This window comes from Spirillospora sp. CA-128828 (genome assembly GCF_050945415.1).
Taxonomy (GTDB): Bacteria; Actinomycetota; Actinomycetes; order Streptosporangiales; family Streptosporangiaceae; genus Spirillospora.
In genome coordinates, this window is record NZ_CP191986.1 from 2594418 (window position 1) to 2607781 (window position 13364).

A 13364-nucleotide genomic window follows, 5' to 3' on the forward strand; every position below is an offset into this window, starting at 1 on the left:
CGTACGGCCGCCCGCGGGCGGCATGACACCATCAACGAAAGGCAACAGCACTGTGGCTGAGATGTTCTACGACGACGCCGCCGACCTGAGCGTGATCCAGGGCCGGCACGTGGCGATCATCGGCTACGGCAGCCAGGGGCACGCGCACGCGCTCTCGCTCCGCGACTCGGGCGTCGACGTGCGGGTCGGGCTCCGCGAGGGGTCGGCCAGCCGGGAGAAGGCGGAGGCCGAGGGCCTGCGCGTGGTCACCCCGGCGGAGGCCGCCGAGGAGGCCGACCTGATCATGCTGCTGGCCCCGGACCACCACCACCGGGAGATCTTCGAGAAGGACATCAAGCCCGCCCTGGTCGAGGGCGACGCGCTGTTCTTCGGCCACGGCTTCAGCATCCGCTACGACCTCGTCCAGCCGCCGGAGGGCGTGGACGTGGCGATGGTCGCGCCGAAGGGCCCGGGGCACCTCGTCCGCCGCCAGTTCGTCGCCGGGCGCGGCGTGCCGGTGATCGTGGCCGTGGAGAAGGACGCGTCCGGCAACGCCTGGCCCCTGGCCCTGTCCTACGCCAAGGCCATCGGCGGGCTGCGCGCGGGCGGCATCAAGACCACCTTCACCGAGGAGACCGAGACCGACCTGTTCGGCGAGCAGTCCGTGCTGTGCGGCGGCGTCTCCGAGCTGATCAAGACCGGGTTCGAGGTGCTGACCGAGGCCGGCTACCAGCCGGAGGTCGCCTACTTCGAGGTCCTGCACGAGCTGAAGCTGATCATCGACCTCATCTACGAGGGCGGCATCTCCAAGATGTACTGGTCGGTGTCCGACAACGCCGAGTACGGCGGCTACAGCCGCGGCCCGCGCGTGATCACGCCGGAGACCAAGGCCGCGATGAAGAAGATCCTCGGCGAGATCCAGTCCGGCCAGTACGCCAAGGAGCTGGTGGACGAGTTCGAGGGCGGCCAGAAGCAGTTCCAGCAGTACCGGGACGAGCTGGCCCAGCACCCCATCGAGAAGACCGGCGCCGAGCTGCGCCCGATGATGAGCTGGCTCAACGACTGACCCGGCGACCGAGATCCGCACGGCGAGCGCGGGGGCGGCCTGCCCCCGCGCTTTCGTGTTTCAGCGGCGGAAGCGGCGGCGGATTCTGGCGCGCAGGGACGGAGGCTCCTCCTTCTCCGTCACGAACAGGGCCAGGTGGCCGCCCTTGGTGAAGTAGACGGTGACGTCCTTGCCGCCGGCGGCGCGCCGCTGCGGTGAGGTCTTCGCCGCCTCGGCCCGGACCGACCCGAACCTGGCCTCGCGGGTGACGCCGAGGGTGGTCGCCGCGACGTGCACGTCCCAGCGTCCCGGTTCCACGGCCGCCGGGTCGGCGACGGCCTCGAACGCTCCGCCGCCGTCCGCGCGGGGTTCGGCGGGGAAGCCGTGTTCCATCCCGGACGTCCGTTCCCGCAGGATGACGTCCACGGCCGTCCGGTTCGTCTCCACGCGCTGGAGTGCGGCGACGCCCCGGATGCGCACCTTCCTGCCCTGCCAGGTGACGGTGTCCAGCCGGTGCTCGACGCCGACCTCGGTGGTGATGTCGGCGTCCTGCCGGGGGACGCCGCGCAGGTAGGGGTACATCGCGTAGATCCGCCCGCCGACCACGACCGCGCCCGCCGGGCTGCCCTCGACCTCGTCGCGGATCAGCCGCTCCAGTTCCTCGCACAGGCCGTGCTGGATGCAGAACGCCCGGAGGCGGACGGACGCCGGCATCGCGGCGCGGGCGGCGTCGCTCAGCCCCTCCTCGCCGATGACGCGGCGGGTGCCCTCGACGAGCCGCTCGCGCTGGAGCCGGTCGAGGTTCAGGTAGCGGTGGTCGTAGACGCGCAGGACGTCGCGCAGGACGCTGATGGTGCTGTCCGAGGTCACGGGTCATCTCCTGATCGGCCGGGGACATCGGTCACGTTAAGCCTCCACGCGGTTGCGCACAGTGAAATCTCGCCGGTGTGTCTTCGTGGATGCATACTCGGTATTGCCACCGCCATACCCGGTATGCATACTTGGTAGGTATGTCGATCCGTCACGGTCTGCTGGCCCTTCTGGCCCAGGGACCCCGCTACGGCTACCAGCTGCGCGCCGAGTTCGAGTCCTCCACCGGCGCCACCTGGCCGCTCAACATCGGGCAGGTCTACTCCACGCTGAACCGGCTCGAACGCGACGACCTCGTCACCCGCGTCGGCGCCGACGACGAGGGCCGCTTCGTCTACCGGATCACCCCGGCGGGCGAGGAGGACGTCCGGCGGTGGTTCGCCACCCCCCTCGTCCGGTCCGACCGTCCGCGCGACGAACTGGCGATCAAACTGGCGATGGCCGTCACCACGCCCGGGGTGGACGTCGCCCACGTCGTCCAGACCCAGCGCACCGCCACGCTCCGCACCCTGCAGGACCTCACCCGGCTCAAGGCGGACGCTCCCGCGGTGCCCGCCGACCAGGGCGACCGCGCGTGGCGGCTGGTCCTGGAATCCATGATCTTCCAGGCGGAGGCGGAGGTGCGCTGGCTGGACCACTGCGAGTCCTACGTCGTCCGCGCGCTGCCGCCCGTGCCCGCCGCGCCGGCCGAGACGCCGGCGAATACCGACGAGGAGGCACGACGATGAACCCCCTGGCCATGCGGGCCGTCCACCGCGACCACGGAACGGGGGCGGCGCTCGTGCACGCGCTGCGCGGGGTGACGCTGGACGTCGCGGCGGGCGAGTTCGTCGCCGTGATGGGCCCGTCGGGATCCGGGAAGTCGACCCTGCTGACGCTCGCGGGCGGCCTCGACAGTCCGACGGCCGGGCACGTCCTGGTGGACGGCACGGACCTCGGCGCGCTCAGCCGGGGCGCGCGGTCGGCGCTGCGCCGCCGCAGCGTCGGCTACGTCTTCCAGGACCTCAACCTCATCCCGAGCCTCACCGCGGCCGAGAACGTCATGCTGCCGCGCGAGCTCGACGGCGCCCGCGCCCGCCAGGCCCGCCGGGAGGCGCGGCACGCGCTGGCGGAGGTCGGCATCGACGACCTCGCCGACCGGTTCCCGGACGAGATGTCCGGCGGCCAGCAGCAGCGCGTCGCGATCGCCCGCGCCCTGGTCGGGGAGCGGCGGCTCGTCCTCGCCGACGAGCCGACGGGCGCCCTCGACAGCCACACCGGCGAGGACATCATGCGCGCCCTGCGGGGTCGCTGCGACGCGGGCGCGTCCTGCCTGATGGTCACGCACGAGTCCCGGCACGCCGCCTGGGCCGACCGGGTCGTGTTCCTGCGCGACGGCCGGATCGTCGACGCGACGCCCGGCACGTCCGGACCCGAGACCCTGCTCCAGGAGACCAAGTGAACCGCTACGCCTTCGCACTGCGCATGGCACGGCAGGACGCTCTGCGCGTCAAGGGCCGCACGGCGCTGGTGCTGTGCATGATCGGGCTGCCGATCGGCATCGTCGTCGCCCTGGCCGTCCTCCGGGCGACCACCATGGCGCAGGACACGAAGGAGGGCGTGCCCGCGCCGAGCGGCGCCGAGGTCGCCGTCCTCGCGATGATCATCGCGATGATCGTGCTCCAGGTCGTGCTGCTGGCCGGGCCCGCGTTCGTGGTGGACGTCCGGCGGCGGCGCCGCGAACTCGCCCTCGTCGAGGCGTCGGGCGGCGCCGGCCGGCATCTGCGGGCCGTCGTCCTGGCGAGCGGCCTGCTGCTCGGCGGGATCGCCGCGGTGGCCGGGGCCGCGCTCGGGATCGCCGCGGCCGCCGTCACCAAGCAGGTCGCCGAGTCGGACGGGGGCGAACCGCTCGGCCCCTTCACCGTGCCGTGGCTCATGGTCGCCGTGACGATGCTGCTCGGCGCGGGCAGCGGGGTCCTCGCCGCGATGGTGCCCGCTTGGCAGGCGGGCCGGATGGACGTCGTCGCCGCCCTCGCCGGACGCCGCGAGCCGCCCGGCCGCAGCCGCCGCGGCTGGCCGATCGCCGGCGGCGTGCTCGTCCTCGCCGGCGTGGTGGTGTCCCTGGTGGGCGTCCAGGTGATGCGCGAGTTCGGCGCCGCGGTCGGCGCGGCGGCGATCATCATCGGCCTGGTGCTCGCCTGCCCGTGGATCGTCGGGACGAGCGGGCGGCTCGCGCGCGGGCTCCCGCTGCCGCTGCGCCTCGCCGTCCGCGACGCCGCCCGCAACCGGGCCCGCACCGCGCCCGCGATCGCCGCGATCGTCGCGGCCGTCGCCGGAGTCACCGCGCTGGCCATCGGGGGCGCCAGCGACTTCCGGCAGGAGCGCATCGAGTACCAGGCACAGCTGCCCATGGGGTCGGCGCTCGTCCGGCCGCAGCCGCAGAACGCGGAGGCGGCCGGCCCGGCGATCATGCGCGACCTGCCCGGCGTGCCCGTCACCACGCTGCGCGGACTTCCCGGGGAGGGCTCGTCCTGCTTTTCCGAGGACACCTCGCAGTGCCGGAGCGTGTCCTTCTCCGCCAAGGACGACGGGATGGCCGGCTTCAACCTCATGGACAACGTGGTCGGCGGAGCGCGCGAGGCCCGGCTGCTGCTCGGCCGTGACGATCCCGCCGTGACCGCGGCGCTGGACGCGGGGACGGTCGTCCTGTTCGGGGCGGCGCCCAAGGCCGGCGGGAAGGTCGACGCCACGATCTCCTACTGGGCCGACGACCAGAAGCACACCGCCGCCACGGTGCCGGACCTGCCGGCCGTCGCCGCCCAAGGCGATCCGCACGTGGAGGCCATCGTGCCCCCGAAGGTCGCGGAACGGATCGCGGCGAAGACCGGTCTGCGCGTCGAGACACAGGCGTACGGCATCGACCGCGCCGACCACCGGGTCACGAAGGCCGAGCAGGCACGGCTGGAGAAGACGATGAAGGCCTTCGCTCCGTACGATGACGCGGTCTACGTCGAGCGCGGCTTCACCGGCTCGTTCGGCAAGGTCACCCTGGTGCTCGGGGCGGCCGCCGCCATCCTCGCGCTGGGCGGCACGCTGATCGCGACGAGCCTGGCCGCCGCCGACGCCCGGCCTGACCTCGCGACGCTCCAGGCCATCGGCGCCAGGCCGCGCACCGGCCGGCTGCTGACCATGGGGCAGGCCGGGGTCACCGCCGCGATCGGCTGCTGGCTCGGCATCGCGGGCGGCCTCGTACCCGGGCTCGCGGTGACCCGGCCCCTGACCGAAGGCGTGAACCAGCCCGGCTTCCCGAGGCACGGCACGATCGTCGACATCCCCTGGCTGTTCATGCTGGTGCTCGCCTTCGGCATTCCGCTGGTCGCGGCGGTCTTCGCCGGCGCCGTGACCGGCGGCCGCCTCCCCACCACCGGCCGCATGGCAACTTAGCAAAGGCCCGCCAGGCGACTCAGCCGCGCGCCGGTGCCGGTGGTAGCGTCCGGCGCGTGGCTGAGGCGGTTGCGGTGGAGGGGCGCGTCGGCGAGGTCCCCGCGAGCCGCGGGGAGAACGCGCGGCGGCGCCGCGCCGCGCTCACCGCGCTGGTCGCGGTGAGCGCGCTGCTCTACGCGGCGTACTCGCTCATGCGGCTGCGCGCCTTCCGGACGGGCAGCTACGACCTGGTGATCTTCGATCAGGCGATCCGCTCCTACAGCCGCTTCGACCTGCCGGTCGCCATGGTCAAGGGCGTCCACAACGACTTCGGCCCGGGCTTCTCGATCCTCGGCGACCACTTCTCGCCGATCCTGGCCCTGCTCGCGCCGCTGTACTGGATCCACGACGGGCCGGCGACGCTGCTGGTCGCGCAGGCCGTCCTGCTCGCGCTCGCGATCCCGCCGATCTGGCGATACACCGAGCGGAGACTCGGCGCGGGCGCCGCGTACTGCGCGGCGGGCGGCTACGCGCTGTCCTGGCCGATCGCCGAGGCGCTCGCGTTCGACTTCCACGAGGTCGCGTTCGTCCCGCTGCTGTCGGCGCTGATGGTCGAGCGGCACGACGCGGGACGGCGGGTCCAGGCGGCGGCCGCCGCGTTCGGCCTGCTGCTGGTCAAGGAGGACATGGGGCTGCTGCTCGCCGGCTTCGGCCTCTACCTGCTCACCCGTCCCGACGAGCGCGAACGCCGGACCCCGCGCGATCTGCTGCCCCGCGGCGACCGGCGGGCGGGCCTCGCCTACATCGTGGTCGGGCTGGTCGCCACCTGGGTGTGCTCCCGCGTGGCCATCGCGGCGTTCGGCGGTGACAACGACTATTACTGGGCGTACGGGGCGCTCGGCCCCGACCTGCCTCATGCGGCGGCGCACGCGCTCACCCACCCGTGGGACCTCGTGAGCGTCCTCGGCACGCCGCCGCAGAAGATCCTCACGATGGCGCTGGTCGTCCTGCCGCTGCTCCTGCTGCCGCTGGCGTCCCCGCTGACCCTGACCGCCGTCCCGCTGCTCGCCGAGCGGATGCTCGCCAGCCGGTTCGGCAACTGGTGGGAACCGCACTACCACTACAACGCCTTCATCATCGCCGTTCTCGTGCTGGCCTCGGCGGACGGCGCGGCGCGGCTGCGCGGCAGGTTCGGGCCCGCGGGACGGGCTCCGTCCGTCGTCCCGATGGCGGGGGTCCTCGCGGCCATGCTCGTCTGCGTGCCGTTCTTCGCCTACCGGCACCTGGCCGACCCGGCACTGTGGCGGCAGAACGAACGGGCCAGGGCGGCGTCCGCGGCGGCGGCGAAGATCCCGGACGGCGCGCTCGTCGAGGCGGCCAACGGGGTCGGCCCGGCGCTGACGTCCCGCGCCCGCGTCCTGCTGTGGGACGAGCGGTCGCGCGGTGCGCCCTGGGTGGTCGCGTACGTCGGGAGGCTGGAGTTCCCGTTCCCGTCGGTCGCCGACCAGCGGCGCCGGGTCGGGGAACTGAAGGCGGAGGGATACCGCGAGGTGTTCCGTCAGGACGGATACCTGGTCCTGTACCGGGACGTCCCCGGCCCGAGGTGAGACATATCACCGGCGTTTGGACAGATTGTCCAGTGACCGATCATCGGCGCGTCGGTCAGAATGCCGGTGAAGGTCCTGTGGTGATACATATCCCTACCCTTTCTGGGTACTTTGCCTGATACTTGAAGAAAGCCGTGACGGTCGCGGCCGGTGGCGGGAGAACCTGCGCGAACACCGCCGTGGCCGCCGCCCGAGCGGGCCTTGGGGCGAGTGCATGAGCGGTGTGAGACTGATCGGCGGCGACGGAAGGTCACCGGCCGCGGACGAACCGGAATTCATTACCGGGACGGCAATGCGGAAGGCGGGCAATTCCGCGATTTACGGCGAGGAGCCGTGACGTGCCGGCGCGGGAGGACAAGGACGTCCAGCGCTGGGAGACGTGCGGGCAGGCGTGGATCGGCGTCCTGCGGCACGTCTGGACGGCCGGCCTGGCCGGCCTGGAGGACGGCGGCCCGATCATCGAGGGCCCGCCGCTGCTGTTCGAGGTCAGCTCGCTCAGCTGGGAGGACCCGATCCTGCACGAGCACGGCGACCGGGCGCGGCTCGTCCGGCGGGCCCAGGAGCGCACCCGCCGCGTCGTCCGCGGGCGGTACTGGCCGAGGCTGCACGATCTGGACGGCCACGACCAGATCCGGTGGGTGGTGGACCTGCTGCGGGCCAGGCCGTGGACCACGAGCGCGTGGATCTCGCTGACGATCCCGGGTGAGCCGGCCGACGGGCTGCCGGCCCTGACCGCGCTGTCGTTCCGCATCCGCGGCTACCGGCTGATCATGACCGCGATGTTCCGCTCGCAGAACGTCCACCGCGGCTACCTCATGTACATCCCGCTGCGCGAGGTGCAGATCCAGGTCGCCGACGAACTCGGGCTGCCGGCCGGGCCGCTGCGGGTGTTCGTGGACGTCCCGCACGTGCACGTCTCCGACGCCGAGCGGGTCGCGACCGTGCTGGCCGCGGTGCCCGAACCCAACGCCGCCTGAACGATCCCGGCGGAAAGGGACGTACCGGAGTTACTGGTGGGTCCTTCCCTGCCGCGACCCTTGCCGGGCGCCGGGTTATAGACTCACGGCGGGGGCGAGGGCACGACGAGGTGACTCGCGACTTCACCTGCACACATCACACGAACACCCACTTCCGAAGGACTGTTTCCTTGAGTAAGCCCGTCGTCCTCGTCGCAGAAGAACTCTCCCCGGCCGGCATCGCCGTGCTGGAGGCCGACTATGACGTCCGGCACGTCGACGGCAGCGACAAAGACAAGCTGCTGCCCGCCGTCGCCGACGTCGACGCGCTGATCGTGCGCAGCGCCACCAAGGTCACCGCCGAGGTGTTCCAGCACGCCAGGAAGCTGCGGGTGGTCGCCCGCGCCGGCGTCGGCCTCGACAACGTCGACGTGGAGGCCGCCACCAAGGCCGGCGTCATGGTCGTCAACGCGCCCACGTCCAACATCGTCACCGCCGCCGAGCACGCGATCGCGCTGCTCCTCGCCACCGCGCGGAACGTTCCGCAGGGCCACAGCGCGCTCAAGCAGGGCGAGTGGAAGCGCTCGAAGTACACCGGCGTCGAGATGCAGGGCAAGACCGTCGGCGTGCTCGGCCTCGGCCGCATCGGCGTCCTCGTCGCGCAGCGCCTCGCCGCCTTCGACATGAACGTGATCGCGTTCGACCCCTACGTGCAGGCCGCCCGCGCCGCGCAGCTCGGCGTGAAGCTCGTCACGCTGGAGGAGCTGCTCCGCGAGAGCGACTTCATCACCGTCCACCTGCCCAAGACGCCCGAGACCCTCGGCCTCATCGGCGACCGCGAGCTGCAGCAGGTGAAGCCGTCCGTCCGGATCGTCAACGCCGCCCGCGGCGGGATCGTGGACGAGGCCGCCCTCGACCTCGCGCTGAAGGACGGCCGGGTCGCCGGCGCCGGCATCGACGTGTTCAGCACCGAGCCGTGCACCGAGAGCCCGCTGTTCCACCACGACAGCGTGGTCGTCACCCCGCACCTCGGCGCCAGCACCCACGAGGCGCAGGAGAAGGCGGGCACCCAGGTCGCCCGCTCGGTGAAGCTCGCGCTGTCCGGCGAGTTCGTCCCGGACGCCGTCAACGTGCAGGGCGGCGCGGTCGCCGAGGACGTCAAGCCCGGCCTGCCGCTCGCCGAGAAGCTCGGCCGCATCTTCACCTCGCTCGCCGGCGGCGTCCCGGTCCGGCTGGACGTGGTGGTGCGCGGCGAGATCGCCGAGCACGACGTCAAGGTCCTGGAGCTGGCCGCGCTCAAGGGCGTGTTCGTGGACGTCATCGAGGAGACCGTGACCTTCGTCAACGCGCCGCTGCTGGCCCGCGACCGCGGCGTCGAGGTCACCCTCACCACCAGCGAGGACAGCCCCGACTGGCGCAACGTCGTCCAGGTGCGCGGCACGATGTCCGACGGCGCCGTCGTGTCGGTGTCGGGCACGCTCACCGGCCCGAAGCACGCCGAGCGGATCATCGAGATCAACGGCTACAACATGGAGCTCGTCCCGACCGAGCACATGGCGTTCTTCACCTACGTCGACCGTCCCGGCATCGTCGGCGCGGTCGGCAAGCTGCTCGGCGACGAGCAGGTCAACATCGCCGGCATGCAGGTCGGCCGGGCGGCCAAGGGCGGCAAGGCGCTGATCGCGCTCACCGTCGACTCGGCCATCTCGCCGCAGCTCGTCGACGCCATCACCCGCGAGGTCGGCGCCGACATGGGCCGCCGCGTGGACCTCGACGGCTGAGCACTCCGCACGGACGGGCGGGCGTTCCGGCATCGCGCCGGGCGCCCGCCCGTGGCGTTCCGCACACCCTGCTCGTCTCGAATATTGAGATTATCGGCCACGGGTCGGGACAACTCCGCGGAAGCGGAGGTAGTCTCGCAGATATCATGCGGCGCTTCGTGGTAATCCTTCGCTGCCGCAGCGGGGCCTGATCATCGGCAGGCCGGCACCCGTTGCGGAGACTCCGCCTGGCCGTCAGCCCGATTCCCGCGCCGGACCGTGCGAACCACGGTGTCCCGGCCGCCCCTCTGGCCAAAGCCCAGCGATCTGGAGCAATCTCATGAACGACACCTGGACCAACGCGCCCGCCGACGACGCCGAAGAAGAAGCCGCCCGCGCCCTGCAGACCGCCTTGGACCGGAGAGCGGACTAGCGTCTCTCTCCCTTTCGGGCCCCGAGGCGCGGCCAGATGCCGGGCGTCGGCCGGGGTGAGTGCTGTGGCGGCGGTGGAAGACTAGGGGGATGTCGCTCGGCGTCGTGTCCGGTGAGGTCTCGGGGGTGTTGCGCGACGTCGCCCGGCTCGGGCCCTACTTCGAGATCGAGGTGGAGGTCGCCGAGCCCGGGGATCCTGCCTGGCTGCCGTTTCCCGGGGACGACGAGCGCCTCGATGCCCTGATCGGTGACTACGGGGAGCGGCTCGGGACCGCGGAACGGCGTGTGGCCGCCTCGCTGGTGTTCCAGGCGCTCGCCTCGCGGTTGTGGTCGCCGGTCGTCGCGGCCGCGGCGCGCGGGATCGTCCCGGATATCGGCGGGCTGCGCTGGCGCTGGGCGCCGGGTGACGCGATCACTCTGTGGCTCGGCGAGCCCGCCGGGTGGCGGGTCCGGTCCGTGGAGGAGGCCGCGGGGCTCGTCCATCCGATGGTCGTGGACGGCCGGTTGCGGCCGCTGCGCGAGGCGATTGGTTTCGTGAAGCTCGCGGACGGGCTGGTGTGGGGCAATGCCGCGTCCGCCCTCGCGGGGAGCCTGAACGTCGGCCCGGCCGAGCCCGGGCGGGTGGCGCTGGTCGGTGAGCTGCTCAGGCGGGAGCCGCTCGCCGGTACGGGGGCGTTCGGGGCGGACGGGTTCGTCCGGAACAATTGCTGTTTGTATTACCGCGTTCCAGGTGGCGGCATGTGCGGGGATTGCGGCCTCGCGCGTTGAATGCCCGGAATGTGAGACGAAAGCCCAAGCACTGAGACGTTTGCAGTAGAGTGCGCGCATGGCTTCGCGCGCTATTCGTCTGGCCGTCATCCCGGGGGACGGGATCGGCCCCGAGGTGGTCGCCGAGGGGCTCAAGGTCCTCGACGCCGTTTCCGGCGACCTCACCTTCGAGCAGACGTCCTACGACCTGGGCGCCGCCCGCTGGCACCGGACGGGGGAGACGCTGCCCGACTCGGTCCTGGACGAGCTGCGCGAGCAGGAGGTCATCCTGCTCGGCGCCATCGGCGACCCGAGCGTCCCGAGCGGGACGCTGGAGCGCGGCCTGCTGCTGCGGACCCGGTTCGAGCTGGACCACTACGTCAACCTGCGCCCGGTGAAGCTGTTCCCGGGCGTCGCGACCCCGCTGGCCGGCGCCACGACGGACGACATCGACATGGTCGTCGTCCGCGAGGGCACCGAGGGGCCCTACACCGGCGTCGGCGGCGTGCTGCGGAAGGGCACCCCGCACGAGGTCGCCACTCAGGAGAGCATCAACACGGCCTACGGGGTCGAGCGGGTCATCCGGTACGCGTTCGAGGTCGCCGCCTCCCGGCCCCGCAAGCAGCTTACGCTCGTCCACAAGGACAACGTGCTCACCTTCGCCGGTGACCTCTACCAGCGCACGCTGAAGCAGGTCGGCGCGGAGTACCCGCAGGTCACGACGAACTACGTGCATGTCGACGCGGCCACGATGTTCTTCGTGAGCCAGCCGCAGCGGTTCGACGTGATCGTCACCGACAACCTGTTCGGCGACATCATCACCGACATCGGCGCCGCGATCGCCGGCGGCATCGGGCTCGCCGCGTCCGGCAACGTCAACCCGGCCCGCACCGCGCCGTCGATGTTCGAGCCGGTGCACGGCAGCGCGCCCGACATCGCCGGGCAGGGCAAGGCCGACCCGACCGCCACCATCCTTTCCGTCGCCATGCTGCTCGACCACGTCGGCGAGCCGGACGCGGCCCGCCGCGTCGAGCAGGCCGTCTCGGACGACCTGGCAGAGCGCGCCGCCCTCGGCGCCCGGACCACCTCCCAGATCGGCGACGCGATCGCCAAGCGAGTATCCGGTTAGGGGCACGCCGCCTTTCCGGCCGGACCGGGCGTGCCCTCGCGGCGCGTCCGGTCTTTCCGTATGCGCCGCGCGTGGAGGAGCAGGTCTAGACGAAGTACGACAATAGGGACTAGAGACGCCACCGGCGGCGATGGGGCCGCCCGGCGATCCGCGAGAGGACGAACCGCGATGAGCGACACCCTGGACTTCGAGGTCACGCGTACCGAGCGGCCCGCGACCGCCGCCGAACGCGCGGCGATCCTGGCCGATCCCGGCTTCGGCCGGCACTTCACCGATCACATGGTCACGATCAGGTACTCGGCGGAACGCGGCTGGCACGACGCGAAGCTCGAACCGTACGGGCCGATCCCGATGGACCCGGCCTCCCAGGTGTTCCACTACGCACAGGAGCTCTTCGAGGGCCTCAAGGCGTACAAGCAGCCGGACGGCTCGATCGTCACCTTCAGGCCGTACATGAACGCGGCCCGGATGAACCGGTCGGCCCGGCGGATGGCGATGCCGGAGATCCCCGAGCAGCTGTTCGTGGACGCGGTCGAACTGCTCGTCCGCACCGACAAGGACTGGGTCCCCGACACCGAGGGGCACAGCCTCTACCTGCGGCCCTTCATGTTCGCCACGACCCGCGCGCTCGGCGTCAACAGCCCGGCGAACGAGTTCATGTTCATGGTCATCGCGTCCCCCTCCGGCCTGTACTACCCGCGCGGCATCAAGCCCGTCTCCGTGTGGCTGTCGCAGGACTACACCCGCGCCGCGCCCGGCGGCACGGGCGAGGCCAAGTTCGGCGGCAACTACGCCGCGTCCTTCGCCGGCCAGGCCGAGGCCGTCGCGCAGGGCTGCGACCAGGTCGTCTGGCTCGACGCGGTGGAGCACCGCTGGGTCGAGGAGGTCGGCTCGATGAACCTCATGTTCGTCTACGGCTCCGGCTCGCGGGCCCGGCTCCTCACCCCCGCGCTCACCGGCACCCTGCTCGCCGGCGTCACCCGCGACTCCATGCTCAAGCTGGCCCCCGACCTCGGCGTCCCCACCGAGGAGGGCAAGATCAGCATCGACGAGTGGGAGGCCGGCTGCCGGTCCGGCGAGCTCACCGAGGTGTTCGGCTGCGGCACCGCCGCGATCATCAGCCCGGTCGGCCGGGTCAAGGGCCGGGACCGCGAGTGGACGATCGGGGACGGCGAGCCCGGCGAGGTCTCGATGCGGCTCCGCCAGGAGCTGGTCGGCATCCAGTACGGCACCCGTCCCGACCCGTACGGCTGGGTCCACCAGATCGTCTGACCTGGACGTTCGCGGGCCCCGGCGGTGCGCACGCCGGGGCCGGGTCGTCTCAGCATCCGAGAAGGATGTCCAACGTTCGCGAACCGTGTGGCAGACTGTGACCATCATGCGCCACAGCCTCGTGATTATCGGCTGGCGCGCCGGCAGCTGACAGGACACCGCCGG

General features: G+C 72.0%; 11 protein-coding genes. 10 read left to right on the top strand and 1 reads right to left on the bottom strand.

Features of this window, described 5'->3' with window-relative positions:
• Window positions 1-61: 61 nt before the first annotated feature.
• The gene (gene ilvC / locus ACQPXG_RS12880; RefSeq protein WP_433467895.1) at window positions 62-1045 is read left to right on the top strand and encodes a ketol-acid reductoisomerase; all 984 of its coding nucleotides are present in this window, start codon (window positions 62-64) and stop codon (window positions 1043-1045) included.
• A 60-nt stretch (window positions 1046-1105) separates the two neighbouring features.
• On the opposite strand, the gene ACQPXG_RS12885 is transcribed toward ilvC, so the two are convergent.
• Window positions 1106-1894: a hypothetical protein gene (locus ACQPXG_RS12885; RefSeq protein ID WP_433467896.1), complete on the bottom strand. Its 789-nt coding sequence runs from the start codon at window positions 1892-1894 to the stop codon at window positions 1106-1108.
• Window positions 1895-2034: 140 nt separating this feature from the next.
• On the opposite strand from ACQPXG_RS12885, the gene ACQPXG_RS12890 reads away from it, so the two are divergent.
• The 9 genes from ACQPXG_RS12890 to ACQPXG_RS12930 all read left to right on the top strand — a co-directional run bounded on the left by ACQPXG_RS12890 (window position 2035) and on the right by ACQPXG_RS12930 (window position 13199).
• A complete protein-coding gene (locus tag ACQPXG_RS12890; RefSeq protein ID WP_433467897.1) occupies window positions 2035-2622 on the top strand; it encodes a PadR family transcriptional regulator in 588 nt (195 codons plus the stop codon).
• The gene (locus ACQPXG_RS12895) at window positions 2619-3335 is read left to right on the top strand and encodes an ABC transporter ATP-binding protein (protein ID WP_433467898.1); all 717 of its coding nucleotides are present in this window, start codon (window positions 2619-2621) and stop codon (window positions 3333-3335) included. The genes ACQPXG_RS12890 and ACQPXG_RS12895 overlap by 4 nt, the downstream gene beginning before the upstream one ends.
• Window positions 3332-5317, top strand: a complete 1986-nt coding sequence (locus ACQPXG_RS12900) for an FtsX-like permease family protein (RefSeq protein ID WP_433467899.1) — start codon at window positions 3332-3334, stop codon at window positions 5315-5317. The genes ACQPXG_RS12895 and ACQPXG_RS12900 overlap by 4 nt, the downstream gene beginning before the upstream one ends.
• Before the next feature lie 56 nt (window positions 5318-5373).
• Entirely contained in the window at window positions 5374-6903 is a 1530-nt protein-coding gene (locus tag ACQPXG_RS12905; protein ID WP_433467900.1) for a DUF2079 domain-containing protein, read from the top strand.
• Between the two features lie 338 nt (window positions 6904-7241).
• Window positions 7242-7880 (top strand): hypothetical protein, encoded by a 639-nt coding sequence (locus tag ACQPXG_RS12910; RefSeq protein WP_433467901.1) that lies wholly within the window; start codon window positions 7242-7244, stop codon window positions 7878-7880.
• A gap of 170 nt (window positions 7881-8050) precedes the next feature.
• The gene (gene serA / locus ACQPXG_RS12915; RefSeq protein WP_433467902.1) at window positions 8051-9640 is read left to right on the top strand and encodes a phosphoglycerate dehydrogenase; all 1590 of its coding nucleotides are present in this window, start codon (window positions 8051-8053) and stop codon (window positions 9638-9640) included.
• Window positions 9641-10141: 501 nt separating this feature from the next.
• On the top strand, window positions 10142-10819 hold the full coding sequence (locus ACQPXG_RS12920; protein WP_433467903.1) for a (2Fe-2S)-binding protein: 678 nt from the start codon (window positions 10142-10144) through the stop codon (window positions 10817-10819).
• A gap of 58 nt (window positions 10820-10877) precedes the next feature.
• Window positions 10878-11927, top strand: a complete 1050-nt coding sequence (locus ACQPXG_RS12925; RefSeq protein WP_433467904.1) for a 3-isopropylmalate dehydrogenase — start codon at window positions 10878-10880, stop codon at window positions 11925-11927.
• Window positions 11928-12095: 168 nt separating this feature from the next.
• Window positions 12096-13199, top strand: coding sequence for a branched-chain amino acid aminotransferase (locus ACQPXG_RS12930; protein WP_433467905.1), 1104 nt, complete (start codon window positions 12096-12098; stop codon window positions 13197-13199).
• Window positions 13200-13364: the final 165 nt, after the last annotated feature.

Bases quoted from the DNA above. Each gene is read 5' to 3' on its own strand.
- ilvC (WP_433467895.1), top strand. From the start codon at position 62: ATGTTCTACGACGACGCCGCCGACCTGAGCGTGATCCAGGGCCGGCAC.
- ACQPXG_RS12925 (WP_433467904.1), top strand. From the start codon at position 10,878: ATGGCTTCGCGCGCTATTCGTCTGGCCGTCATCCCGGGGGACGGGATC.
- ACQPXG_RS12930 (WP_433467905.1), top strand. From the start codon at position 12,096: ATGAGCGACACCCTGGACTTCGAGGTCACGCGTACCGAGCGGCCCGCG.
- ACQPXG_RS12895 (WP_433467898.1), top strand. From the start codon at position 2,619: ATGAACCCCCTGGCCATGCGGGCCGTCCACCGCGACCACGGAACGGGG.
- ACQPXG_RS12920 (WP_433467903.1), top strand. From the start codon at position 10,142: ATGTCGCTCGGCGTCGTGTCCGGTGAGGTCTCGGGGGTGTTGCGCGAC.
- ACQPXG_RS12890 (WP_433467897.1), top strand. From the start codon at position 2,035: ATGTCGATCCGTCACGGTCTGCTGGCCCTTCTGGCCCAGGGACCCCGC.